19 protein-coding genes and 1 pseudogene are annotated in these 24,013 nt (G+C 61.4%); 10 read left to right on the forward strand and 10 right to left on the reverse strand.

Features of this window, described 5'->3' with window-relative positions; genetic code table 11:
* Positions 1 to 88: 88 nt before the first annotated feature.
* Entirely contained in the window at positions 89 to 826 is a 738-nt protein-coding gene (locus tag ACTG2B_RS08880) for a TerC family protein (protein WP_005333641.1), read from the reverse strand.
* 120 nt (positions 827 to 946) lie between these two features.
* On the opposite strand from ACTG2B_RS08880, the gene ACTG2B_RS08885 reads away from it, so the two are divergent.
* The 3 genes from ACTG2B_RS08885 (at position 947) to ACTG2B_RS08895 (ending at position 4,203) form a co-directional block, all read left to right on the forward strand.
* Positions 947 to 2,062, forward strand: a complete 1,116-nt coding sequence (locus ACTG2B_RS08885; protein WP_252412905.1) for an ATP-NAD kinase family protein — start codon at positions 947 to 949, stop codon at positions 2,060 to 2,062.
* A 99-nt stretch (positions 2,063 to 2,161) separates the two neighbouring features.
* Positions 2,162 to 2,440, forward strand: a complete 279-nt coding sequence (locus ACTG2B_RS08890) for a YfcL family protein (RefSeq protein WP_005333639.1) — start codon at positions 2,162 to 2,164, stop codon at positions 2,438 to 2,440.
* Between the two features lie 98 nt (positions 2,441 to 2,538).
* A complete protein-coding gene (locus ACTG2B_RS08895; RefSeq protein WP_439995540.1) occupies positions 2,539 to 4,203 on the forward strand; it encodes an AMP-binding protein in 1,665 nt (554 codons plus the stop codon).
* 110 nt (positions 4,204 to 4,313) lie between these two features.
* Here ACTG2B_RS08895 and ACTG2B_RS08900 read toward each other — a convergent pair whose 3' ends face one another.
* From ACTG2B_RS08900 to ACTG2B_RS08910, 3 genes are all read right to left on the reverse strand, one after another.
* A complete protein-coding gene (locus ACTG2B_RS08900; protein WP_439995541.1) occupies positions 4,314 to 5,477 on the reverse strand; it encodes a trans-sulfuration enzyme family protein in 1,164 nt (387 codons plus the stop codon).
* 133 nt (positions 5,478 to 5,610) lie between these two features.
* A complete protein-coding gene (locus tag ACTG2B_RS08905; RefSeq protein ID WP_439995542.1) occupies positions 5,611 to 6,654 on the reverse strand; it encodes an isopenicillin N synthase family dioxygenase in 1,044 nt (347 codons plus the stop codon).
* Positions 6,655 to 7,099: 445 nt separating this feature from the next.
* Complete coding sequence (locus ACTG2B_RS08910; RefSeq protein ID WP_439995543.1) at positions 7,100 to 7,738, reverse strand: NAD(P)-dependent oxidoreductase; 639 nt, start codon at positions 7,736 to 7,738, stop codon at positions 7,100 to 7,102.
* Between the two features lie 101 nt (positions 7,739 to 7,839).
* Between ACTG2B_RS08910 and ACTG2B_RS08915 the strand changes: the two genes are divergently transcribed.
* On the forward strand, positions 7,840 to 8,730 hold the full coding sequence (locus tag ACTG2B_RS08915) for a LysR family transcriptional regulator (protein ID WP_439995544.1): 891 nt from the start codon (positions 7,840 to 7,842) through the stop codon (positions 8,728 to 8,730).
* Between the two features lie 123 nt (positions 8,731 to 8,853).
* Here ACTG2B_RS08915 and ACTG2B_RS08920 read toward each other — a convergent pair whose 3' ends face one another.
* The 4 genes from ACTG2B_RS08920 to ACTG2B_RS08935 form a co-directional block, all read right to left on the reverse strand.
* A complete protein-coding gene (locus ACTG2B_RS08920) occupies positions 8,854 to 9,756 on the reverse strand; it encodes a LysR family transcriptional regulator (protein WP_013723653.1) in 903 nt (300 codons plus the stop codon).
* A 100-nt stretch (positions 9,757 to 9,856) separates the two neighbouring features.
* Positions 9,857 to 11,116, reverse strand: a complete 1,260-nt coding sequence (locus ACTG2B_RS08925) for an MFS transporter (RefSeq protein WP_439995545.1) — start codon at positions 11,114 to 11,116, stop codon at positions 9,857 to 9,859.
* Positions 11,113 to 12,012 (reverse strand): pirin family protein, encoded by a 900-nt coding sequence (locus ACTG2B_RS08930; RefSeq protein WP_439995546.1) that lies wholly within the window; start codon positions 12,010 to 12,012, stop codon positions 11,113 to 11,115. The genes ACTG2B_RS08925 and ACTG2B_RS08930 overlap by 4 nt, the downstream gene beginning before the upstream one ends.
* A 59-nt stretch (positions 12,013 to 12,071) precedes the next feature.
* On the reverse strand, positions 12,072 to 12,809 hold the full coding sequence (locus tag ACTG2B_RS08935) for an isochorismatase family protein (RefSeq protein WP_139731006.1): 738 nt from the start codon (positions 12,807 to 12,809) through the stop codon (positions 12,072 to 12,074).
* 192 nt (positions 12,810 to 13,001) lie between these two features.
* On the opposite strand from ACTG2B_RS08935, the gene ACTG2B_RS08940 reads away from it, so the two are divergent.
* A complete protein-coding gene (locus tag ACTG2B_RS08940) occupies positions 13,002 to 13,937 on the forward strand; it encodes a LysR substrate-binding domain-containing protein (protein ID WP_439995547.1) in 936 nt (311 codons plus the stop codon).
* A 6-nt stretch (positions 13,938 to 13,943) separates the two neighbouring features.
* Here the strand turns inward: ACTG2B_RS08940 and ACTG2B_RS08945 are convergent, their stop codons facing one another.
* Positions 13,944 to 14,852 (reverse strand): LysR substrate-binding domain-containing protein, encoded by a 909-nt coding sequence (locus ACTG2B_RS08945; RefSeq protein ID WP_317113434.1) that lies wholly within the window; start codon positions 14,850 to 14,852, stop codon positions 13,944 to 13,946.
* 276 nt (positions 14,853 to 15,128) lie between these two features.
* Between ACTG2B_RS08945 and metE the strand changes: the two genes are divergently transcribed.
* Positions 15,129 to 17,393, forward strand: a complete 2,265-nt coding sequence (gene metE, locus ACTG2B_RS08950) for a 5-methyltetrahydropteroyltriglutamate--homocysteine S-methyltransferase (protein WP_439995548.1) — start codon at positions 15,129 to 15,131, stop codon at positions 17,391 to 17,393.
* 176 nt (positions 17,394 to 17,569) lie between these two features.
* Positions 17,570 to 18,319 (forward strand): substrate-binding periplasmic protein, encoded by a 750-nt coding sequence (locus ACTG2B_RS08955; RefSeq protein ID WP_270817149.1) that lies wholly within the window; start codon positions 17,570 to 17,572, stop codon positions 18,317 to 18,319.
* 36 nt (positions 18,320 to 18,355) lie between these two features.
* Here ACTG2B_RS08955 and ACTG2B_RS08960 read toward each other — a convergent pair whose 3' ends face one another.
* Positions 18,356 to 19,219 carry a LysR family transcriptional regulator gene (locus ACTG2B_RS08960; RefSeq protein ID WP_407957115.1) on the reverse strand — a complete coding sequence of 288 codons (864 nt, stop codon included), beginning with the start codon at positions 19,217 to 19,219 and terminating at the stop codon, positions 18,356 to 18,358.
* A 166-nt stretch (positions 19,220 to 19,385) separates the two neighbouring features.
* Here ACTG2B_RS08960 and ACTG2B_RS08965 point away from each other — a divergent pair, with 166 nt between their 5' ends.
* The 3 genes and pseudogenes from ACTG2B_RS08965 (at position 19,386) to focA (ending at position 24,001) form a co-directional block, all read left to right on the forward strand.
* Complete coding sequence (locus ACTG2B_RS08965; RefSeq protein ID WP_064337774.1) at positions 19,386 to 20,819, forward strand: glycoside hydrolase family 1 protein; 1,434 nt, start codon at positions 19,386 to 19,388, stop codon at positions 20,817 to 20,819.
* A gap of 193 nt (positions 20,820 to 21,012) precedes the next feature.
* Positions 21,013 to 22,771: pseudogene (gene ycaO / locus ACTG2B_RS08970) on the forward strand (30S ribosomal protein S12 methylthiotransferase accessory factor YcaO).
* A gap of 381 nt (positions 22,772 to 23,152) precedes the next feature.
* Positions 23,153 to 24,001, forward strand: coding sequence for a formate transporter FocA (gene focA / locus ACTG2B_RS08975; RefSeq protein ID WP_005333620.1), 849 nt, complete (start codon positions 23,153 to 23,155; stop codon positions 23,999 to 24,001).
* Positions 24,002 to 24,013: the final 12 nt, after the last annotated feature.

A 24,013-nucleotide genomic window follows, 5' to 3' on the forward strand; every position in this document is an offset into this window, starting at 1 on the left:
ATCGTGTCGTTACCCATAAAAAAAGAGCGCCCGACCGGCGCTCTTTTTGATCGCGACAGCGGGGTCGCGAGGGCATGTGCGGGCAGGGTTACTGCGCGCTATTTTGCCCGTTATTGTCGTGATGGCTGCGCAGGCGGATGTTGATCATCTCCACCACCAGCGAGAAGGCCATGGCGAAGTAGATGTAGCCCTTCGGAATATGCAGGTCCATCCCCTCGGCCATCAGGGCGAAGCCCACCAGGGTGAGGAAGGAGAGGGCCAGCATCTTGATGGTGGGATGGCTGTCGACGAAATCACCGATGGATTTGGCGGCAAACATCATGATGAAGACGGCGATCATGATGGCCAGCACCATCACCGGCACGTGATCGGCCATACCGACTGCGGTGATCACCGAGTCGAGGCTGAAGACGATATCGAGGATGGCGATCTGGATCAGGGTGCTGATAAAGCCCGAGGCCGCTTTGCTGACGCTCTCCGGCTCGGCCGCCCCTTCCAGGGTGACGTGGATCTCGTGGGCACTCTTGCCGATGAGGAACAGGCCCCCCAGCAGCAGGATTAGATCGCGGCCGGAGATGGCTTCACCCAGCACGGTGAAGAGCGGATCGGTGAGGCGCATCACCCAGGCCAGCGAGAGCAGCAGCAGGATCCGGGTACCCATGGCGAGCCCCAGACCCAGAATGCGCGCTTTTTGACGCTGCGCCTCCGGCAGGCGACCGACCAGGATGGAGATAAAGATGATGTTGTCGATGCCCAGCACGATCTCGAGCAGGGTAAGGGTAGCGAGTGCGACCCAGGCAGAGGGATCAAGAACCCATTCCAGCATGATTGAACCTTGGTTGAAAATTGGTTGGAAAATTGAAGCAGCGCATTCTAGCAGGGGCGCCACTGCTTGTCCCAGAGGGGGGAAAAGATAAAAATGGTGGCCATCGCAAGGGAGGCAGGCATGTTTCGATTAGGGTTCATTATTAATCCGGTCGCCGGGATTGGCGGTGCAGTGGGGCTCAAGGGCAGTGACGGTGTGGTTGCCGAGGCGTTGGCCCGAGGCGCTGTGCCCAAAGCGCAGGAGCGGGCGCGGCAAGCCTTGTTGCCACTGTGCGAGCTGAGCGTCCCGTTCGAACTGCTGACGGTGGCGGGAGAGATGGGGGAGGCGGTAGCCCGATCTCTGGGACTACCCTGTCGGGTCATCTATCAACCGGCCGGGGAGAGCACCTCGGCCGATGATACCCGCCACGCCGCCGGGCTGATGCGCGAAGCTGGGGTCGATCTGCTGCTGTTTGCCGGTGGCGATGGCACGGCGCGGGATATCTGCGCCGCGGTGGGGGAGTCCTGCCATGTGCTCGGCATTCCCGCGGGGTGCAAGATCCACTCCGGCGTCTACGGGGTGACGCCCGCTGCCAGCGGGCGGGTGGTGGCGCGGATGATCGCAGGGGAACTGCTCAGCCTGATCGATGCCGAGGTGCGCGACATCGACGAGGAGGCGTTTCGCGCGGGCAAGGTGCGGGCCCGCCACTACGGCCAGCTGAAGGTGCCCGGTGATCTGCGTTACGTACAGGCGGTAAAACAGGGGGGCAAGGAGTCCGAAGAGCTGGTGTTGGCGGATCTCGCCGCCGGTGTGGTGGAGCAGATGGAGCCCGATACCCTCTATCTGATGGGCTCCGGCAGCACGGTGGCAGCCTGTATGGCTGAGCTCGGTCTGGAAAATACTTTGCTCGGTGTGGATCTGGTGGAAAATGGCCGACTTATCGGGCAGGATCTCAGCGCCGCCGAGATCCTGACCCGGATCCGCGGCCGTCGCTGCCGACTGATCATTACCCTGATAGGCGGACAGGGACATCTGTTCGGGCGCGGAAATCAGCAATTGAGTCCAGAGGTGATTCGGTGTGTCGGGCTGGACAATATCCAGGTGCTGGCAACCAAAGCCAAGCTTGCCGCCCTTGCGGGCAGGCCGCTGCTGGTGGACACCGATGATCCCGAATTAAACCGGGCGTTGCGTGGTTATCTGCGAATAACCACGGGATACAAGGATCAGGTCATCTACCCGGTGGCCAACCCGGAATAGGACGCCAAGGACGCTGCTGGCCTGGCGCCAGAGAGCTGCAATCAACCGGATTGCGGTTCCATACCCCCGAATTTTTTGCCGCAAATGAGGCTGCGTTACATGACGATTCACGATTTTGAGCACAAGTTGTTGGGACTGATCGACAGCATGGTTGCCACCGCGACCGACGATGAGCTGTTTGCGGGGGGTTACCTGCGAGGTCATATCTCATTGGCCGTTGCCCGGGCCGAGCTGGAAGGCAAGACCCTGGTGCGGGACGTCAAGAGCTATGTGCTGCGCAGCCTCAACGAGGCGATCTTGCAAGGTGAGCTTTCTGAAGAGGATGAAAAACTGGTGCAGGCGATGTGGAGTCGTTTGCAACAAGATGCAGAAGCTTGATCGGATACACAATTCAAACTGAAGTTTGAGTTTATCCTTCCCCTGAAGTTAGTGAAAGGTTAATAATAAGTTTCGCCTTTTGTTTCAGGGATTAAACTATGGCCTCCTCCTCACGTATTGCCAATAAACTGCCGCTCGAGATGCTCTATCACTGGGAGCGGCAGTGTCCTGATCGAACCTACCTGCGTCAAACCATCAACCGCGAATATGTCGATTTCACCTGGGGTGAAGTGGCCGATGAAGCGCGGCGGATGGTGACGGCCTTGCGTCACCTCGGTCTGGTGGCCGGTGACAAGGTGGCGCTGCTCTCCAAGAACTGCGCCCAGTGGTTTATCGCCGATCTGGCGATGCAGATGGGGCAGTATGTGAGCGTGCCCATCTACCCGACCGCCAACGTCGACACCATCGAATATGTGCTGCGCCATAGCGAGGCCAAAGCGATCTTCGTCGGCAAGCTGGATGACTGGAAGAGTCAGGAGGCTGGCGTACCCACCGATCTGCTGCGCATCGCCTTCCCCTATGACACCATGCCAGCCAGCCACCAGTGGGACGATCTGCTGGAGGCGCATGAGCCGATCCCTGACAGCCCGGTGCAGGCCCCTGACTCCCTGCTGAGTCTGGTCTACACCTCCGGCAGTACCGGCAAACCGAAAGGGGCCATGCTGAGCGTCGAGCGCTACGCCTGGTCGTGCGAGAAGCTGGTGGAGACGGTGAGCCTGAGCCAGGCCGATCGGGGCTTCTCCTACCTGCCGCTGGCCCATATTACCGAGCGGGTCTACATCTACGGCGGCAGCCTCTATGGCGGCGCTACCATCGCCTTTCCCGAATCCCTCGACACCTTTATTGAAGATGTCAAACGCTGCCGTCCCACCGTCTTTATCTCGGTGCCGCGGCTGTGGGCCATGTTCCGCATCAAGATCCACGAGAAGCTGCCCCAGAACAAACTGGCGTTGCTGCTCAAGATCCCGCTTATCTCCGGCATTATCAAACGCAAGCTGCAAAAGGGGTTGGGACTGGATCAGGCCCGGGTACTCGGCTGCGGCTCCGCGCCTGTCTCCCCTGCGCTGCTTGAGTGGTATCTGAGCATCGGCCTCAAGGTGACTGAAGCCTGGGGCATGACCGAGAACCACGCCTACTCCACCATCAACTACCCGTTCCGAGCTGACAAGATCGGCACCGTCGGCAAGGCGGGGATCGGGGTGACCATCAAGATCTCCGACGAGGGTGAGATCCTCTGCCGCTGCGAAGGGATGATGCTGGGTTACTACAAGGATCCCGAGCACAGCGCCGAGGCCATCGATGCCGAGGGGTGGCTCCACACCGGCGACATGGGCAAGCTGGACAAGGAGGGTTATCTCACCATCATCGGCCGGATGAAGGATGTGTTCAAGACCGCCAAGGGCAAGTATGTGGCGCCGGTGCCCATCGAGGGACTGCTGGGGCAGGAGCCCATTATCGAACAGCTCTGCGTGATTGGTTACGGCATGCCGCAGCCCATTGCGCTGGTGCAACTGGCCGAGAGCGCCATGAAGGGCAATCGGGAGGAGGTGAACGCCAGACTGGAAGCAGCGCGGGTACGGGTCAACGATCAGCTGGAATCCCACGCCAAGATCCGCGGTATTCTGGTAGTGAAAACCCCCTGGAATATCGAGAACGGCGTGCTGACCCCCACCATGAAGATCAAGCGTCACCTGCTGGAGCAAAAATATGCTCAGGTCGGGGATCGCTGGCCCTCATCCCAAGTGGTGGTGTGGGAGGAGTAAATCCCGTCTTTCCATAGCGCACCAAACAACAACGGCCCTTGATGGGCCGTTGTTGTTTTTGGGGCATTTCACTCGCCGCTGTTTTGTCGGCGAGTAAAAAGCGCGCCCGGTTAGATCTGCGCCAGCGCGGCGGCCAGATCGGCGATCAGGTCGTCCGCATCTTCCACCCCGATGCTGAAGCGGATGAGGTCGTCGTTGACTCCGGCAGCGAGGCGGCTCGCCTCGTCCATGGCGGCGTGGGTGGTACTGGCCGGATGGCAAGCGAGACTCTCGAGATCCCCCAGACTCACCGCCTGCACGAACAGTTGCAGGTTATCGAGCAGGGTGGCGCAGCGCTCAAACCCGCCCTCCAGCTCGATGCTCACCATGCCGCCAAAGCCGCTGGCGAAGGCGCCGAGGGCATCGTGGCCCGGATGGTTGGCAAGGCCCGGGTAGATCACCTTCTTCACTGCCGGGTGGGCGGCCAGAAACTCGGCCACTTTCTGCGCATTGTGCAGGTGGGCATCCATCCGCAGCGGCAGGGTCTTGACTCCACGCTGCAGCAGGTAGGCCTCCTGCGGGCCGATGGGGGAGCCGATATGCTTGAGGGCCACGGTGCGGATCGACTTCATCAGGGCGTGGGAGCCCGCCACCACCCCGGCGATGATGTCGCCGTGGCCGCCCAGATATTTGGTACCGCTGTGCATCACCACATCGACCCCGAGCTCCAGCGGACGCAGCAGGTAGGGGGTGAGGAAGGTGTTGTCACATACCGTAATGGCGCCCACCTTGCGGGCCGCTTCCACCACCAGCCGCGGATCCACCACCTTGAGGGTGGGGTTGGTCAGGGTTTCGAACAGTACCACCTTGGTAGCAGGGCGGATGTTGGCCAGCAGATCCCGGTCGCTCTCGTAAGCGGTGATCTTGATACCGGCGCGGCTGAAGGTCTGCTTGAGGAACGCATCGGTGCCGCCGTAGAGCGGGCCGATATAGGCCACCTCATCGCCGCTGTCGGCAAGCGCATACATGATGGCGCTTACCGCCGCAATGCCGCTCGCCACCACCAGCGCTTCATCGGCACCTTCCAGCGCCGCCAGTTTCTGCTCCAGCTCGGCGGTGGTGGGGTTGCCAAAGCGACTGTAGATAAAGCCGGGGGCTTGACCTGCAAAGCGCTCCTTGCCCGCCTGGGCGTTGAAGTAGCTGAAGGTGCTGCTCTGGTAGAGCGGGGTGGTGAGGGCGCCGGTCTGTGGGTCGATCCGCTGGCCGCTGTGTACGCTCATGGTCTTGAATTTCATCGTGTTGCTCCGTGATGGCCAGGCTCTGGCCATGACTTGTTTTGTTGTTCGTTGCTTGTTGTTTTTGTCAGCGCGGGTATGTGCATGCGGCTTGTGGCTTATGCATATACCCGCATGCGCATCTTTGCGCTGCTCAGGCCGGTATCGCTTCGCTTTCAGTGCGCGGGAGGTGAGCAGGTTCCACCGGCCCATAGTGGCGCGCCGCCACATCCGGGTGGGAGCGCAGCCGCCCTTTCAGCACGTTCTCCCCTACCTGATAGAAGAGCGGGTTGGTCGGGTCACTCTCCGGCCCTTGCGCCTGCGCTGCCAGCTCTGGGGAGAGGCTGAGCAGTGGCACGGTGGCATCGAGCCGCGCCGCCATAAAGAAGGCGCAGGAGAGGCGCGATACGCCGGGCGGCGGGCTTACCACCCGATGCAGGGTCGCCTTGAGATAGCCGTTGGAGGCCAGCTCCAGCAGCTCGCCGATATTGACCACCAGCGCTCTCGGCAGGGGGGGCGCGGAGATCCAGCCGTCGGCCGTCTCGACCTCAAGCCCCGAGTGATTGTCCTGCATCACCAGCGTCAGGTAGCCAGGATCCTTGTGGGCGCCGACCCCCTGACTGCTGCCGCCCGCCTCTTGCCCCGGGTAGTGAATGAGCTTCATGTGCTGATAGGGGGCGCCGCGGATGCTGTCGTCAAACACGTTGGCCGGTTGCTCCAGCACCTCTGCAAAAGCGGCCAGCAGGGTGAGGGTGATGTTGCTCAGCCGCTCCTGCCACGCCAGCAGATGGGCTTTCATCTCTGGCAGGGTAGTTGGCCACTGGTTGGGGCCGATCAGCCGCTGCCAGGGTTCACGGATCAGGGCTGCAGGCAGAGCCTGCGCCTCATTAATGATATCGAACTGCTCCCGCAGGTCCGGCCGCGCTCGGGTGAGCTCGGCACCGACCCGGTTATAGCCGCGAAAGTGGGGGCTGTTGACCATCTGCACCGCCAGCTTCTCCTGCACCGGCAGGGCAAAGAAGCGCTCTGCCAGCGTCAGGGTTTCCCGCTGCTCGGCGTCACTCATGCCATGTCCTGTCAGATAGAAAAAGCCGACGTCGCGGGCGGCCGCGGCCAGCCGGGCCAGCATAGGGCGACGCACCTCGGGTGCCCCGTTGAGGGCAGCCAGATCGATGATCGGCAGTGGTGAATGTTCCATGTGCACCTCCTCACTCTTTCGTTATCTCTGGCGCCATCTCTTGCACTGCCTCCGCTGTTGGCAGACCTGATAAGCGGCAAACGGGATGGCGCGACAGTGTGGCGGTATGCGCAGCGGTGTGGCGCCATCTGGAATGAAGGGGATGCTACTGTTCGGCGTTATAAGACGGAAACAACAAATTATTCTTAGTTATATACAAAATTCGAAATGGAATTCGGCTCCTGATGGGCTGACGGGTTTTTGCGCAGCAATTAAGGGCGGAATGGGAAATGATGGGAGGGAGAGTGATAACCAGAGGCAAGCTGCAACCGGTAAAAAAGATCAAAACAGAAAATGGCCAAACCAGAAGGGAGGCGGATGCCTCCCTTCTGGTTGAGCGGTTTTTCACCTGACCGAAAGCACAGGCGAGTGACCGCGTATTCTGGCCTTAACCGCCTGCTGGCTCTCAGTAACCCAGGGTAAAGCGCTGGCGCTGGTGAGCCGGTTTTTCCACCTCGTTCAGCACGCCATCGGCCAGATCACCGGCGGTGATCCCGGCAGGCTGTTCGCCGCTAAAGAGCACCTGATCGCCACCAATCCGATAGCCGCCGCGCTTCTCGCCCGGTTCGAGGAACACCGGGGGGGAGACAAAGCGCCAGTCGAGGGTGGTTTCACGACGCAGGGCGGTGAGACCGTCGCGGGCCGCCAGCGCCCCCTGTTTCCATTCGGCCGGAAACTCCGAGGTATCCACCAGTTGCACGCCGGGGGCAACCTCCAGACTGCCGGCACCACCCACGACCAGCAGCCAGCTGTTGGCCGCTTTGGCTGCTGCGACAATCGCGTTGGCGCCCTTGAGGTATTGGTCGTAGATATCCGGTGTGGTCCAGCCCGGGTTGTAGGCGCTGATCACCCGATCGTGCCCCTTGAGCACCTCGGCCAATGCCTGCGGGTTTTGGGCATCCACCGCCACGGCGGTGACCTGCGGATGGGCGGCCACCTTGCTGACATCGCGGACGATGGCGGTGACGTGATGGCCGCGGCTGACGGCCTCGTTCAGGATGGCTGAACCGACAAAACCGCTGGCACCGATCAGGGCAATCTTCATGGGGAACTCTCCTTCACTGTTGGAATGGGGCTATCCTACGCCGCCATTTATGATTTAATAATCACCTCTAAAATGCATTCACTTGTAAGCTGGATTTAATAATGGAACAGCTCAGACGTTACGCCATCTTCGCTGCCGTGGTGGACGCGGGCAGCATGACAGGGGCGGCCAAATCCCTCGGCATGACCCCCTCTGCCGTCAGTCAGCATATCAGCCAGCTGGAGAGCCTGCTTGGACTGCCCCTGCTCCATCGCTCCACCCGTCGTCTCAGTCTGACCGAGGCGGGAGAGGTGGTGTGGCAAGGGTGTCGGGCGTTGCAGCAGACTCTGAGCGAGACCGAGCTGCGCCTCTCGGAGGTGCGCGACGCCCTGCTCGGGGAAGTGCGGATCACCGCCCCGGTGGGGATGGCGGGCCAGCCGCTGGCTCTGGCCCTCTCGCCGCTGTTGCAGGCCCATCCCGGCCTCACCATCCAGATCATCGCCGACGACGAGAAGCGGGATCTGATTGCCGAGCGGATCGACGTGGCGCTGCGGGTCGGCACCTTGCCTGACTCGACCCTGGTGGCCCGCAAACTGGGGCAAACCCGGATGCTGCTCTGCGCCGCCCCCGCCTATCTGGCGCGCAAGGGAGCGCCGCGCACGCCCGCCGATCTGGCCACCCACGACTGGCTCTGCGGCGACATGCTGGGCAACGGTTTGCTGCTGCAGGATGAGAAGGGGGGCGAGCACAGGGTGAGGTTCAAGGCCAAGGTGCTCTGCAACAACGTGTTGCCCCTGCGCCAGTTTGCGCTGGCAGGGCAGGGGAGCTCGCTGCAACCGGAGGGGGAGATTGGCGAGGATCTGGCGCAGGGGCGTCTGCTGGAATTGCTGCCCGGTTTTCGGGTGCAGCCGATGGAGATCCACGCCATCACGCCGCAGCGGGAGATCCCGGAGAAGGTGCGGCGGGTGGTGGAGGCGCTGCGCAGCTATTTCGGCACAACGATGTCGTCATGAGCTGCGCCTTAATGGTTGAGAAAAGGCGCCCGATTATCCTGAAGGGGATTATCCATAAGGCGGTTTGTCCAGAAGAGCGATAGCCAGGATGAGGAGATGGGCATGCTTGACTGTTAAGCATACTTAAAATGAACTGACGGCCCGCACCTGATCTTTGAGCCAATTAAGCCCGGTATCCTGACCGGAGCTCTTGTGCCAACTCATGTAGACGGGGCAATCCTCCGAGAGCCAGGGGAGGGGATAGCTGGCCAGATCCAGTGCCTGCCCCAGCTTCTCCATGTGCCACTGGCTGGCGACGCAGAGCCAGTCGGTACGACTCACCAGATGAAGGGCGGTGAGCAGGGAGTCGCTCTCGTAGGCAATCTGGCGCGGCGGCAGCGGCGCCTTGGTCAGGGTGTTGAGCAGCAAGCTGTCGAGCCGCCTGGTTTGCAATACCACGTGCTTTTCGTTGAAGAAGGTGGCCATGTCGGGGGCCTGGCGGATCCTGGGGTGATCCTTGCGGCAGGCGATGCGCAGGGCCTGGGACATGATCTGCTCGTTTTCGATCCCCTGCTCCGCCATCGGCTTGGTGGCCAGCACCAGATCCACGCTGTGCAGATAGAGGCTGTTCTGGCGCAGGGCTTCGTCCTGCACCTGGGTGTTCCACTCCAGCTGACAGTTGGGGGCTTGGGTCTGCAGCAGGTTGTTGAGCTCCGGCAGGAAGAAGATATCGATATCGGGCACCCCCGCGATGCGAAAAGTGCGCCGACTGGTCTGGGGATCAAAGAGATCGGTGCGCTGCAGGCTGCGCTCCATGTCGTGCAGCGGCACCATGATCTCGTGGTGCAGACTGAGCGCTCGCGCCGTGGGGGTGATGCCGCGTCCCTGGCGGACAAACAGCGGCTCGCCCACCAGGCTGGTCAGGCGGCTGATGGCCTGGCTGATGGCCGAGGGGGTCATCTCCATCATCTCGGCGGCCGTGGTGACACCACCATAGCGGATCACCGCATCGAGGACGCGAAAGAGATTGAGATCGACTTGAGACATGGCAGCCACCGTTAAGCAAGATTAAACAGTTAACATATTGAACAGCCTCTTGTCCGGCCAGCATTCCCTGCGATAACTGTGATGTTTCCCTCTCTATTCGTCATCTTCCATCTTGCCGAGAATGCGATCGAGCCTGTTTTTCAGCCATGCTTGAGCCCGGCAGGTGGCCCGCGGCATAGAGCAGCGCGACCAGCAGCAAGCCGCCCAGAAAGAGCCAGCGAGCGCTTCCCCAATGGCCGCTGTCCGTCATCAGGGCCGCCAGCAACAGGGGGCCCAGCAGCTGACCGAAGTTGGCGAGCTGGACAAAAAAGCCCTGCACGATGGCCAGTTGCACCGGCCCCTGACTCACTCCCTGCGCAGACGAGAGGATAGCCGGCGGCGCCATACCACCCGACAGGGAGAGGACGAGGCACAATCCATAGGCCCACCACGGCGACAGGCCGGGCCAGAAGGCGAGCATGCCGCACAGTGCCATCAGGCCCAGTGCCCAGCTGATGAGCCGATCTCGCGCCACGCCCCGGCGCAGCAACCATGCCCCCATCAGGTTGCCGGGAATGTTGGCGACCACCGCCAGCGCCGAAAGCAGGGCGATCTGGCTTTGGCCAATCCCGGGAGTGCCTTGCAACATGGTTGGCAGCCAGACAAAGAGCGCCCAGAGCATCAGGCTGTAGAGCGTGAACGCCAACCCGTAGCGCCAGAGTGTCAGTTGTCGGAGCACCGTGAGCTGGCGCAGTGGGCGGCCTGCGTTAGCCGCGTTTGTGGGCCCCCCGACCCGCAGCCCATCTGCCGAGCGACTGGCGAGCAGAAGCAGCAGAGCCGAGAGTTGCAGAGCAATCAGGATCAGCCAGGCCAGTCGCCAGCCACCTTGCGCCGTGAGCCAGGGGGTGAGCAGCATACCCGCCGCCGCCCCGAGAGGCAGGTTGACCGCCCACAGGCTCAAGGCCAGCCGTTTATCCTCCTCCCGGGTCACCGCCACGATAAAGGCGGGCATAGCCACCGAGACCAGCAAAAAGCCAATCCCCTCGACAATGCGCGACAGCAGCATCATGGCCAGCCCGGTGGCGGGCAGCGCCAACGCACCGCCTGTGACGATAACCAAAAGCCCGACAACCCCGGTTTGCCGCCCACTCCAGCGGGTCAGCAACAGGCCGAGAAAGAGGCTGCAGAGGATCGCCAGCGTATTGAAAGCTGAGGCGAGATAGCTGGCTTCGACCAGTGTCAGCCCCAGCTCGCTGCGCAGTATGCCGAGCACGGCGGGCACTTTGCCAAGGCAGAGAGCGCCGCTGGCACCGGCAAAAATGGCGAGGAAGACCAGAGGCCAGCGCGTGCTTTGTGGCTGGTGGCCAGCGAGCGTGCTCATGGCCGATATTGGCCGTTGCGCAGCCACTCATCGTTGAGCTGACCAAATTCGCCGCGCTGATAGGCATGCAGCCGATCTGCAATGGCGTCGTGGCTGTTCATGACGAAGGGGCCATGTTTGACCAGGGGTTCATTGAGCGCCTGGCCTGAGAGCAGCACAAAGTGGCAGGGCTCGGTGGCCTCAAGTTGCAGTGCCGCCGCCTCGCCGCCATCGGCAGAGAGGCTGACACCCATCCCGTGACCTGCCGGGATGAGGTGCCGCTCTCCCTCCGCCTGCAGGGTCAGCGATCCAGTCAGGGAATAGATCATGGCATTCCAGCCTGCCGCCAGCAGATGGGTGAAGCGGCTGCCGGGCGCGCAATGGCCATCGAGCAGGGTAAAGGGTTGGGGCAGTTCTACCGAGTGTGGTGCCGTTATCCCGTTGCTGTGGCCTGCGACCACCCGTACTCGCACCCCTTCGCCATGAAACTCGGGGATGGTGGCTGCGGCTGCGTGGACGGCAAAAGGCGACGCCATCTTCTGACGGGCAGGCAGGTTGACGAAGATCTGCAGGGCGTGGACATAGGGCGATGCCCCCTCCGGCTGCTCGGTATGTACGGCCCCGCGCCCGGCCGCCAGCCAGTGGAGCGCGCCCGGTTCGATGGGGCCCTGATTGCCGAGGGAGTCGTAGTTGACGTGGGGGCTCGTCGAATCCTCGAACAGATAGGTGACGGCAGAGATCCCGGCGTGGGGATGGGGCTCGAAGGTGGGGGCGGTCATCTGGAAGTGATCCACCATCACCACGGGGTCTATCAGACCGTTGAAAAAGTGTTCGCCAAAATGGCTGGCTTCAAAGCCGCTGCCAATGCGCAGCGGTTGGCCCTTGACGGGGGCGGAGAGAGTCAGGCGTCTGGTCATCAATGGATCCTCCAGAAGATAAAAGATGCCTTCGGTCATCTGACCGAAGGCGAGGCGAGTTACGACTTCTTGGCACCCTCTTGCATCTGCCACACCAGGGTGGCGAAAGGCATGTCGAGGGCGCTGTAGACATCGTGCGCCTTGGGGTCGACGTTGCTGCGCAGCATCTCGACTGCGGCGGAGGCGTAATCGGTGACCGGGATACCGGCACCCAGCAAGCGTTGCAGCCCAGTGGTGCGCTTGGCTTCGTTGAAGGTGCCGGAGGCATCGAGCACCACCCGGGCATCATAGCCGGCAGCCTTGGCAGAGAGGGCCGGGAAGCTGGCGCAGATCTCGAGGGATACCCCGGCGATGATCAGCTGTTTGCGGCCGGTCTTCTCAATGGCGGCGCGCACGGCGGGATCATCCCAGGCGTTGATGACGGTGCGGTTGATCACCTTCACATCCGGCAGGGCACTGGTCAGTTCAGGCATGGTGGGGCCCCACATGCCATCGGGCATGGTAGCGGTCACGATCACCGGCACGCCGAGGGCGCGGGCGGCGTTGGCCAGCGCCACCACGTTGTGCTTGAGCTCGCCCACCGTGGTGTCGCGCACGCCGCTCAGCAAGCCGACCTGATGGTCGACCAGCAGCAGTACCGCATTGTCTCGGGAGAGCATCTCCAGATAGCGGTTGGGTGATACAGTCGGATGGCTGGCAGCCTCGGCGGCCATGGCCGGTGTCGCTGTGGTGGCCAGCGTGGCGGCCAGGGTCGCCAGACCGAGCAGGGTGGCAGAGCAGATTTGTCGCAGTTTCATGGTGAACTCCTTGTGATATCGGAACAGTCAAACGGCCCTGGCTGGTGGGGCGGATTGCCCGCGCAGCAACCGTCTGATGGGGACAGGGCCATTATGATGGCTGCAAAAATGGCGACAATCTGGTGAAATAGGTTCTTATCGTTCTATCAATGGAACGATGTAAATGCACCTCACCCTGACCAAGGCAGCCCGATGACACCACTGGAACTTGATTTGAATGATCTCTATCTCTTCACCCATGTGGTGCAGCGGCAGGGATTCACTGCCGCCGCGCGGGCGCTTGGCGTGCCCAAGTCGCGGATCTCGCGCCGGATCCGGCTGCTGGAGGAGCGGCTGGATACCCGGTTGCTGCAACGTACCTCGCGCCAGCTCAGCCTGACCGATGCCGGTGAGGTGCTCTATCGCCACTGTCAGGCGATGCTGGCCGAGGCGCAGGCCGGAGAGGCGGCTGTGCGGCAACGGCAGCAGGAGCCGAGCGGTCTGGTACGGATCAGCGTGCCCATTACCATGGCCGATGCGCTGCTCGCCCGCTTGCTGCCCGCTTTTATGGCGCAATACCCCAAGGTGAGGCTCGCCGTGCAAGCCAGCAATCGGCAGGTGGATCTGCTGGAGGAGGGGCTGGATGTGGTGATCCGAGGGGTGGCCTTCGAGCAGCCCCCCTCCAGTCTGGTGCAGGTGCCGCTCTGTACGGTGCAGTGGGGCGTGCTGGCGACCCCGGAGTGGCTCTCCCGCCACGGTGCACTGATGCATCCGCGCCAGCTGGAGGGAGAGGATGCCCTGCTTTTCAGCTCGCTGGAGCGTCAGGCTGACCTGCTGCGGCTACGGCACGACAGTGGGGAGAGTGAGGAGGTGGCGGTCAATGTGCTGTTGCGCAGCGACAATGTGCAAACCCTCAAGCAGGCGGCGCTGGCGGGGCTAGGAATGGTGGGCTTGCCACTTTACGCCTGCGTGAATGAGCTGGCGGATGGGCGGCTGCAACAACTGCTGCCCGAGTGGCGTCCCAAAGATGGCAAGCTGGTGATGCTCTATCCCGCGCGGCGCGGTCTGTCACCGGCGGTCAGGGCCCTCATCGACTTTATCAAGGTGCAGTTGCCTGCACTGCTGGCAGAGGTCGGTCAGCCACGCTGAGGAGGGCTATCCCTCCATCTTGCGGCGAATGCGCTCGAACAGGCTCTGCAGGCAGGCTTGATCCCGATCGGCGGCCCGCACCGCGCCATACATATGGCGACGAATACCGCTGCCGAGGGGACGGGCGCAGAGCATCCCCTGTCTGACAAACTCGTCGCTGGCCCAGCGCGGCAAGGCGGCGACCCCGAGTCCTGCGGCGGCCATCTGTAGCATCACCGAGGTGTTGTCCACCGGCTTGCAGCGAGCGGGCTCCACCCCGGCGGGTTGCAAAAAGCGGCTGAAGATATCCATGCGGCTGCGCTCCACCGGATAGACCAGCAGCACCTCCGGCCCCAGATCGCCCGGCTCGATGCGGCTCTGGTGGCAGAGAGGATGATCCGGCGCCATCACCAGAGTCAGATCGAAGGCAAACAGCGGCTCGAAGTGGAGATCGCCGCGGGCCTGCACGTCCGAGGTGAGCAGCAGGTCGAGCTGGCCGCCTAGCAGGGCATTGATGGCATCAAAGCCCGGCACTGACTCCACCTCCAGATCCACCCCAGGCCACTGGCGGCGAAAATCGGGCAACAGCGGCAGCAGCCACTGGATGCAGCTGTGGCAATCGAGCGCCAGATGCAGCCTGCCCGCATCGCCGCTCTGCAGGGCCTGCAACTGCTTCTCGGTCTGGGCCAGGGCGGGCAGTACCTGACGGGCGAGGACGAGCAGCTGGCCGCCTGCCGCGGTCAGCACCAGCGGGCGGCTTTTGCGCAGGTAGAGCTCCAGATTGAGGCGGGTCTCCAGCTCTTTGAGCTGGTGGGAGAGGGCGGACTGGGTGAGGTTGAGGGTCAGCGCCGCACCGGCCAGCGAGCCCTGCTCGGCCAGCGCGGTCAATGTTTTCAAGTGTTTGATCTCTATCCCTGCATTGCTTGGCACTGCCATAAGATGGCTCCTTGTGAGATTGCGTATGGCGCTGAGGTTGCGGTCGGCGGTGGCCTGTTGCGCCTCTTGACTGCGGCACCTCTTGCACCTGTAAAAATCGGCCTCTGTATCCTCGCGGTGAACCTGATTGGCGGTCAGTTGAGGATTATTTGAGAGCCACTTGAAGAGGATTCAATAGCCAGCGTCACCTTATCTTGTCATTTTGGATGTGTAAACATCTGGATGGCTAAATCATCCAGTTTCCCATCAGATGAATGAGCATAAGGAAATGAACCTATGACACGAGCACACACCCTGGGCTTCCCCCGTATCGGCGCCAAGCGCGAGCTGAAATTTGCCCTCGAATCCTACTGGCGTGGCGAGACCACTCAGGCCGAACTCGTTGCCGTGGGCAAGACGCTGCGTGAGCGCCACTGGCAGGCCCAGCACGGCGCCGGGGCCAATCTGCTGCCGGTGGGCGACTTTGCCTGGTACGATCAGGTGCTCGGTACCAGCCTGCTGGTGGATGCGGTGCCTGCCCGTCACCGTCATGGCGAGACCGATCTCGACACCCTGTTCCGGGTGGCCCGCGGCCGTGCACCGACCGGCCCGGCGGCGGCTGCCGCCGAGATGACCAAATGGTTCAACACCAACTATCACTATCTGGTGCCGGAGTTCAGCCGTGATCAGCGCTTCAAGCTGGGCTGGAGCCAGCTGTTTGACGAGGTCGAAGAGGCCAAAGCGCTGGGGCTGCCGGTCAAGGCGGTGCTGCTGGGACCGGTCTCTTATCTGTGGCTCGGCAAGGAGAAAGAGAGCGGCTTCTCCCGCCTTGAACTGCTCGATCGCCTGCTCATCGTCTATCAGGAGATCCTGGCCAAACTGGCCGCCCAAGGGGTGGAGTGGGTGCAGATCGACGAACCGGCGCTGACGCTGGACTTGCCGGACGAGTGGCGGCTGGCCTACCTCAACGCTTACGAGCGCCTCGCGGGCCCCTGCAAGCTGCTGCTCACCACCTATTTCGGTTCGGTGGCTCATCAGCGCGATATCATCACCAGCCTGAAAGTGGATGGCCTGCATCTGGATCTGGTGGCCGCCCCCGAGCAGTTGGAGACCCTGGTGCCGCATCTGCCCGCCCAGTGGGTCATCTCAGCCGGGGTGATCAACGGCCGCAACGTCTGGCGTGCCAATCTGGCCAAGCTGGCGCCGACTCTGAAGGCACTGAAAGCCAAACTCGGCGAGCGGCTCTGGGTGGCCTCATCCTGCTCATTGCTGCACAGCCCGGTGGATTTGACCCTGGAGCAGGAGCTGGATCCCCAGACCCGCAGCTGGTTCGCCTTCGCCTTGCAAAAATGTTTCGAGCTGGGACTGCTCAGAGAGTATCTGGATGGGGGCGAGCTCGACAAAATCACCGCCTACAGCCAGCCCATCGTGGATCGGGAGTCCGACAGCCGGGTGCACAAAAAAGCGGTGCAGTCACGGCTCGCCAGCCTCACCAACAGCGATTTTAATCGCCACAGCCCTTATCCGGTCAGGGCCGAGCTGCAGCGCTCGGATCTCAAGCTGCCGCTGCTGCCCACCACCACCATCGGCTCCTTCCCGCAGACCTCGCAGATCCGGGTGTTGCGGCAGGATTGGCGCGCCGGTCGCATCGATGACAGCGCCTACGAGGCGGGCATTCAGGCGGAGATCCGCGATGCCATCGCGCGTCAGGAGGCCATCGGGCTGGACGTGCTGGTGCACGGCGAGGCCGAGCGCAACGACATGGTGGAGTATTTCGGTGAACTGCTGGATGGCTTTGCCATCACCCGCTTCGGCTGGGTACAGAGCTATGGCTCACGCTGCGTCAAGCCGCCGGTGATCACCCGCGATATTGACCGCCCGACCCCCATGACCCTGGCGTGGACAAAGTTTGCCCAGAGCCTGACCGACAAGCCGGTCAAGGGGATGCTGACTGGCCCTGTGACCATCCTCTGCTGGTCCTTCCCGCGCGAAGATGTGAGCCGTGAGCAATCCGCCCTGCAAATCGGGCTGGCCATTCGTGACGAGGTGGCAGACTTGGAAGCCGCCGGCATCAAGATCATCCAGATCGACGAACCGGCGATCCGCGAAGGCTTGCCCCTGCGCAAGCAGGATCATCAGGCCTATCTCGACTGGGCAGTGCGGGCCTTCCGTCTGAGTGCCAGCCCGGTGGCGGACAGCACCCAGATCCACACCCACATGTGTTACAGCGACTTCAACCTCATTATCGAGGCAGTGGCAGCGCTGGATGCGGATGTGATCACCATCGAGACCAGCCGCAGCCAGATGCAGCTGCTCGAAGCGTTCGAACGCTTCAACTACCCCAACGAGATTGGCCCGGGCGTCTACGACATCCACTCGCCGAACGTGCCGAGCCAGAGCTGGATTGAGGGGTTGCTTCGCAAGGCGGCCAAACAGATCCCGGCCGAGCGGCTCTGGGTCAACCCGGATTGCGGCCTCAAGACTCGCGGCTGGGAAGAGACTGAGGCCGCCCTCAAGGTGATGGTCGATGCCACCAGGGCGCTGCGGGCCGAGCTGGCGTAACCGGCAAGCCGTGACCGCCATCGGTAAGGTGGCGTGCTGAAAAACGAACGAGAGAGGGGAAGCCACTGCTTCCTCTCTCTTTTTTCGTTGGCCACTTTTTTCACTGGATCCTGAACCTTGCCGCAGCCCGCTTTGCACTAGGCTCAGAGGTGGCAGAAGTGGATGGAGTCGCGGCCATGAGAGTCAGTCTGGGGAGCGCAATCTTGTGGGGATTGCTGATGTGGCAGAGTGTCTGGGCGGCGCCAGCGGCCGAGTTGAAGTTGGTCTACTTTGACGACTTTGCCCCATATTCGTGGCGTGACGAACAGGGCAAGATGCGCGGGCTGATGATCGACGTGATGGAGCGGGTGGCAGCGCACATGGGGCTGCGGGTGCGCCATGAAGGTTATCCGTGGCAACGGGCGCAAAAAATGGTGCGGATGGCGCAGGCCGATGGTTTTGTCACCATCGCCACCCGGGAGCGGCGCAGTTATACCCTGGTTGTGGAAGAGCCGGTCACCACCACAGTGCTAACCATTTTTACCCAGCGCGCCCATCCCCGCATGGCGGAGTTTCAGCGAGCCAGCCGCTTGAGCGACTTCAAATCGCTTACCTTTCTCGACTATTTCGGTAACGGCTGGGGCAAGGAGAACCTGGCGGGCTTCACCGTTCATCACACCATCAATGTTGATAATGTCTTCAAAATGCTGGCGGCGGGTCGGGGGGATCTGATGGTGACCGACCCACTGGTGGCTCGTTTCAAACTCAACCAGCTGGGATTGTCCGGGCAGGTGGTCGAGGTGCCGCTGCAGCTTGCCTCTACCCCGTTCAATCTCTGCATCGGCAAGCACTCCCGCTTCAATACCCGGATAACCGAGTTCAACCGTGCCCTGCAACAGCTGCGACAAAGCGGCGAGTTGGCGCGTATCGTCGAACGCTATCGTTGATGCGCGGCCGCCATCTGCTGTTTGCCAACGGCGTGTTTATCTTGGCGCCATATCGGCGATGGTTGCCCAGAAGGCATCGATCAAGGGCCCCTTGCTGTGGGGCGGACGGATAAGGCCAATGGTCCAGCAGGCTTCCCCGTCTCTCAAGGGGAGGGTGAGCACATCCGGGTGCTCGATGGTGGTGGAGGAGGGCACCAGGGTCCAGGCGATCTCTGCCGCCGCGGTGGCAACACCGGCGGCGAAGTCGTTGACGTACTGGATATCGCGAAAACGCAGCCCGCTCTGGGCCAGATAGTTCATCAGGTGATCGTAAAACGACGGCGCCTTGTCTCGACGCAGGATCGCCAGCGGTTTGTCCACCAGATCCGCCAATGCCCTCACACCGCAGTAGCTGGCGGGCAGCACGGCGACAAAGTGGGCTTCGACCACTGGCAGGGCGTGCCACCCCTTGGGGGCGGGCAGGCGGCAAAAACCGAGATCCAGCTTGCCTTCACTCAGCGCCAGCAACTGGTGGTGGGTGGAGAGATCGTTGAGCTCGATGGTCACTTGCGGCCGCTCGGCGCGAAAACGGGCAATGGCGGCGGGCACCAGGATTTTGGTGGCCACGCCAAAGCCGATGCGCAGGGTGCCGACATTGCCCGCCAGCACGTCGCGGGCGGTGCGCGAGAGTTGCTCGCTCTGGATGACCACAGCGCGGGCATCCTCATACAGCGCCCTGCCCAGTCCGGTGAGGCGAGTGGTACTGGCGTTGCGCTCGAACAGCTCGCCGCCCAGCTCCTCCTCCAGCCGCCTGATCTGTTTGCTCAGGGCCGACTGGGTAACATGCTGGCGCACCGCCGCCTGGCCGAAGTGCAGTACCTCCCCCAGGGTGACGAAGGCTTTCAGATCCCGTAGCTCCATCAGGGCTCCTTTCATTCCTGTTGGGAATGTTGAGTGGTCAAATTTGTCATTGGACGGAATTTTAGAAGTGAAGGATGCTTATGCCAATTCATTTCGGGTGCCCAGACAGGGGGCGCCGAGTTATCAGAGATGGCTGACACCATCAGCGCAGAAGGAGCAACACCAGATGCATCACCACAAGTTCAACGACTTCCCGAGCGATTTTCTGTGGGGCGCAGCCTCCGCCGCCTATCAGGTGGAGGGGGGCTGGAATGCCGATGGCAAGGGGCCCTCGGTGTGGGATCTCTTCACCAAGCTGCCGGGCAAGACCTTTGAGGGGAGCAACGGCGATGTGGCGGTGGATCACTACCACCGCATGGAAGAGGACGTGGCGCTGATGGCCGAGATGGGGCTCAAGGCTTACCGCTTCTCGGTGAGCTGGCCGCGCATCTATCCCACCGGTCGGGGGGAGGTGAACGAGGCGGGGCTGGCCTTCTACGAGAAGCTGATCGACACCCTCTTGGCCCACCAGATCGAACCGGTGCTGACCCTTTATCACTGGGATCTGCCGCAGGCGCTGCAAGATGAGTACGGCGGCTGGGAAGACCGACGCATTATCGAGGATTTCGAGCGCTACTGCGTGACCCTCTATCAGCGTTTTGCCGGCAAGGTGAAGTACTGGGTGTCGCTTAACGAGCAGAACTACAACCTGACCAACGCCTATCAGCTCGGCACCCATCCGCCCGCTGTGCAGGATCGCAAGCGCTTCTTTGCCGCCAACCATATCGCGTTTCTGGCCAACGCCCGGGTGATCAAGGCGTTTCGCCAGCATGTGCCAAATGGCCTCATCGGCCCGAGCTTTGCCTACTCCCCAGCCTATCCGGCGTCGTGCGACCCGAAAGATATGCTGGCCTATGAGAACGCCGAGGAGTTCAACAACCTCTGGTGGCTGGATGCTTACTGCTTTGGCCGCTATCCGCAGGCGGCGCTCGCTTACTTGCGAGAAAACGGCGAGGCGCCGGAGATCCTGCCGGGTGATATGGAGCTGCTGCGAGAGGGGACGCCCGACTACATCGGCGTCAACTACTACTACACCCTGACCTACACTGATAACCCCTTGGGCGGTCAGACCCTGCAGCGGATCAACACCACCGGCAAGAAGGGCACTACCCCGTCCAGCGGCATCCCCGGCCTCTACAAGACGGCACCCAATCCGCACCTTGAGACCAGCAACTGGGACTGGGCCATCGACCCGACCGGGATGCGCATCGCGCTGCGTCGCCTCTCTTCCCGCTATGGCCTGCCGCTAATGATCACCGAGAACGGTCTTGGCGAGTTCGACAAGCTGGAGGCGGGCGACAAGGTGAACGATGCGTACCGCATCGATTACCTGCGCAGCCACGTCAAGGCGTGCCAGGAGGCGATGCAGGATGGGGTGGAATTGCTCGGCTACTGCGCCTGGTCGTTCACCGACATCCTGAGCTGGCTCAACGGCTACCAGAAGCGTTACGGCTTCGTCTATGTGGAGCGTGACGAGCAGGGGGGCTCCCTTCGCCGGATCAAGAAAGCGAGCTTCCACTGGTACAGCCAGGTGATTGCGAGCCAGGGTAAGCAGCTCTGACGGTTTATCGCGTCGCGTAACCAGCGGGCCCGGGCAATCCCCGGGCCCGCGCTGTTTGTGGCGGGGGAGAGGGGATAAGCCGGTTTCTCACCGTGCGACTCATCCCTGTTTGCTGATTTTTGTCCTGCCAAAGCCGCCGACCCCTGCTATTATCTGCGGCCGAACATGAGCCAATAAAAATCAGGATATCGTGATGACTGACCACACTTTTATTCCCGGCAAGGACGCGGCGCTGGAAGACTCCATCGAACGCTTCCAGACCAAGCTGCAAGCCTTGGGCTTTGATATTGAAGAGGCCTCCTGGCTCAACCCCGTGCCGAACGTCTGGTCGGTGCATATTCGCGACAAAGAGTGCGCCCTCTGCTTTACCAACGGCAAGGGTGCCAGCAAGAAGGCGGCCCTCGCGTCTGCCCTTGGCGAATATTTTGAGCGTCTCTCCACCAACTACTTCTTCGCCGACTTCTATCTGGGCGAGCAGGTCGCCAACGGCGATTTCGTTCACTACCCGAACGAAAAGTGGTTCCCCATTGAGGGTGACCAGTTCCCGGCCGGTCTGCTAGACAGCTTCACCCGCAAGTTCTACAACCCGGACGGTGAAGTGACCGCCGACATGCTGGTGGATCTGCAGTCAAACAACGAGGAGCGCGGTATCGTCGCCCTGCCGTTCGAGCGCCAGTCCGATCACGAGACCGTCTACATCCCGATGAACATCATCGGCAACCTCTATGTCTCCAACGGCATGAGCGCTGGCAACACCAAGACCGAAGCGCGCACCCAGGCGCTCTCCGAGGTGTTCGAGCGCCACGTGAAGAACAAGATCATCGCCGAGGCCATCAGCTTGCCGCTGATCCCTGACGAGGTGATTGCCCGTTATCCGGGGATTGCCGCCTCCATCGCGGCGCTCGAAGCGGAAGGCTTCCCCATTTACAGCTTCGATGCCTCTCTGGGTGGCCGTTATCCGGTCATCTGCGTGGTGCTGCTCAACCCGAGCAATGGCACCTGCTTTGCCTCCTTCGGCGCTCACCCGCGCTTCGAAGTGGCCTTCGAGCGTACCGTCACCGAGCTGCTGCAGGGCCGTGGTCTCAAGGATCTCGACGTATTCGTGCCACCGTCATTCGATAACGAGCAGGTGGCGGATCACCACAACCTCGAGACCCACTTCATCGACTCCTCGGGCCTTATCAGCTGGGATCTGTTCAAGCAGGATGCGGACTTCGAGTTTGCCGACTGGGACTTCCGTGGCACCTCGCAGGAGGAGTTCGATCACCTGATCGGCATCTTCCATGAGCTGGAGCAGCCGGTCTATATCGCAGACTACGAGCATCTGGGTGTCTACGCCTGCCGCATTCTGGTGCCGGGCATGTCCGACATCTATCCGGCCGAAGATCTGCTGCTGGCCAACAACAACATGGGCGCCAACCTGCGCGAAGTGATCCTGGCACTGCCATCACTTGATTGGGATGCCGAGCAGTACATGGCGTTGTTTGATCAACTGGATGAAGAGGGGCACGACGAGCGTACCCGTGTACGCGAGCTGCTGGGCATCGCTGCCGCCAAGGGGACCGCTCTGCACACCCTGCGCGTTGGCGAGCTGAAAGCCATGCTGGCGCTGGCCGCCGGTGAGCTGGAGACCGCACTGGATCTCATCGACTGGACCATGGAGTTCAACCAGTCGGTGTTCACTGCCGAGCGTGCCAGCTACTACCGCGCCCTGCGTGCCTGCGTCGAGTTGTTCCTCGACGAGGAGCGGGATCCGGAGCAGTATCGCGCCGTCTTCACTCGCATGTATGGCGAAGAGACTCTGGCACAGGCATGGGCCAACGCCACTGGCGAAGCACGCTTCCACGGTCTGGAGGCGGCCGACGTCGCTCTCCCAGTTCCCGCTGCACCAGAAGCTGCTGGCGGCCTACGAGAAGCTGCAGAAGGCCAAGCGAGCCCATCACTGGGCGTGATTGTTGCTGTAAAGGAAGGGGCCGTGTGGCCCCTTCTGTTTATCGTGCGGCAAGGCACGGGATTGTTATTCAAAGATGAAATAAAAAACAAAAAATACCCCTAAGGGGGTTGATGGCAGGGCAGGGGATGTGCTGTCGAACTGCAAAGATATCTTGCCAATGCCATATTTCCATGCTCTGGAATAAATTCTTTAAAATCATTGCATTAAAAATGTGATATTTCTGTTTCAGCTGATACCTGGTGTAAAGTGGCGTAGCCATCGCACTAAAATATTTGTAGTAAAATTACATTCGCACTCTGATAAACTTGATCAATGTCAATTTTGGCTATTAGGCCCTTTGTTATGATTTCAACAGGCAAAACATTCAGGTAGAAAATAATTGAAAGCTGAATCTCCATTCGATTGTCTCAAGCCCGAAGCCATCGCTGCACTGGCTGAAGACATCACCTATGCCAAGGCTACCAAGCCGGCATACAAGGTCATTCCACTGGCCATCACCGCAGGCGCTTTCATCGCCATCGCATTTATCTTCTACATCACAGTGACTACCGGAACCGGCTCCATGCCTTGGGGTATGGCCAAGCTGGTGGGCGGTCTCTGCTTCTCTCTCGGACTTATTCTGTGTGTGCTGCTCGGTGCCGAGCTGTTCACCTCCACCACCCTGACGCTGGTGGCCAAGGCTGCCAATCGCATCAGCTGGGCTCAGCTGCTCAAGAACTGGGGGCTGGTCTACTTCGGTAACCTGATTGGCGGTCTGCTGATGGTGGCGCTGATCATCGTTTCTGCAGAGTACACGGCAGCAGATGGTCAGTGGGGCCTTAACGCCCTCAAAGTGGCCCAACACAAAATTCACCACACCTTCTTCGAAGCGGTGGCGCTGGGTATCCTCTGTAACCTGATGGTATGTCTTGCTGCCTGGATGGCTTTTGGTGCCCGCAGCGCGACTGACAAGGTAGTGGTTATGCTGCTGCCGGTTGCCATGTTCGTTGCCTCAGGTTTCGAGCACAGCATCGCAAACATGTTTATGATTCCGGTTGGTATCGCTATCCACAGCGTGGCTAGTCCGGAATTTTGGCAGGCCATCGGCCAGGATCCGGCAACCTTTGCTGACCTGACCGTATCCAACTTCGTCCTACACAACCTCATCCCCGTGACCATCGGCAATATCATCGGTGGTGGCGTGATGGTTGGTCTGACTTACTGGTTTATCTTCCGTCGTCATCATTAAGGATGATTGCGG

The organism is Aeromonas sp. 30P, assembly GCF_051919805.1.
In the GTDB taxonomy this organism is placed as follows: domain Bacteria; phylum Pseudomonadota; class Gammaproteobacteria; order Enterobacterales; family Aeromonadaceae; genus Aeromonas; species Aeromonas veronii.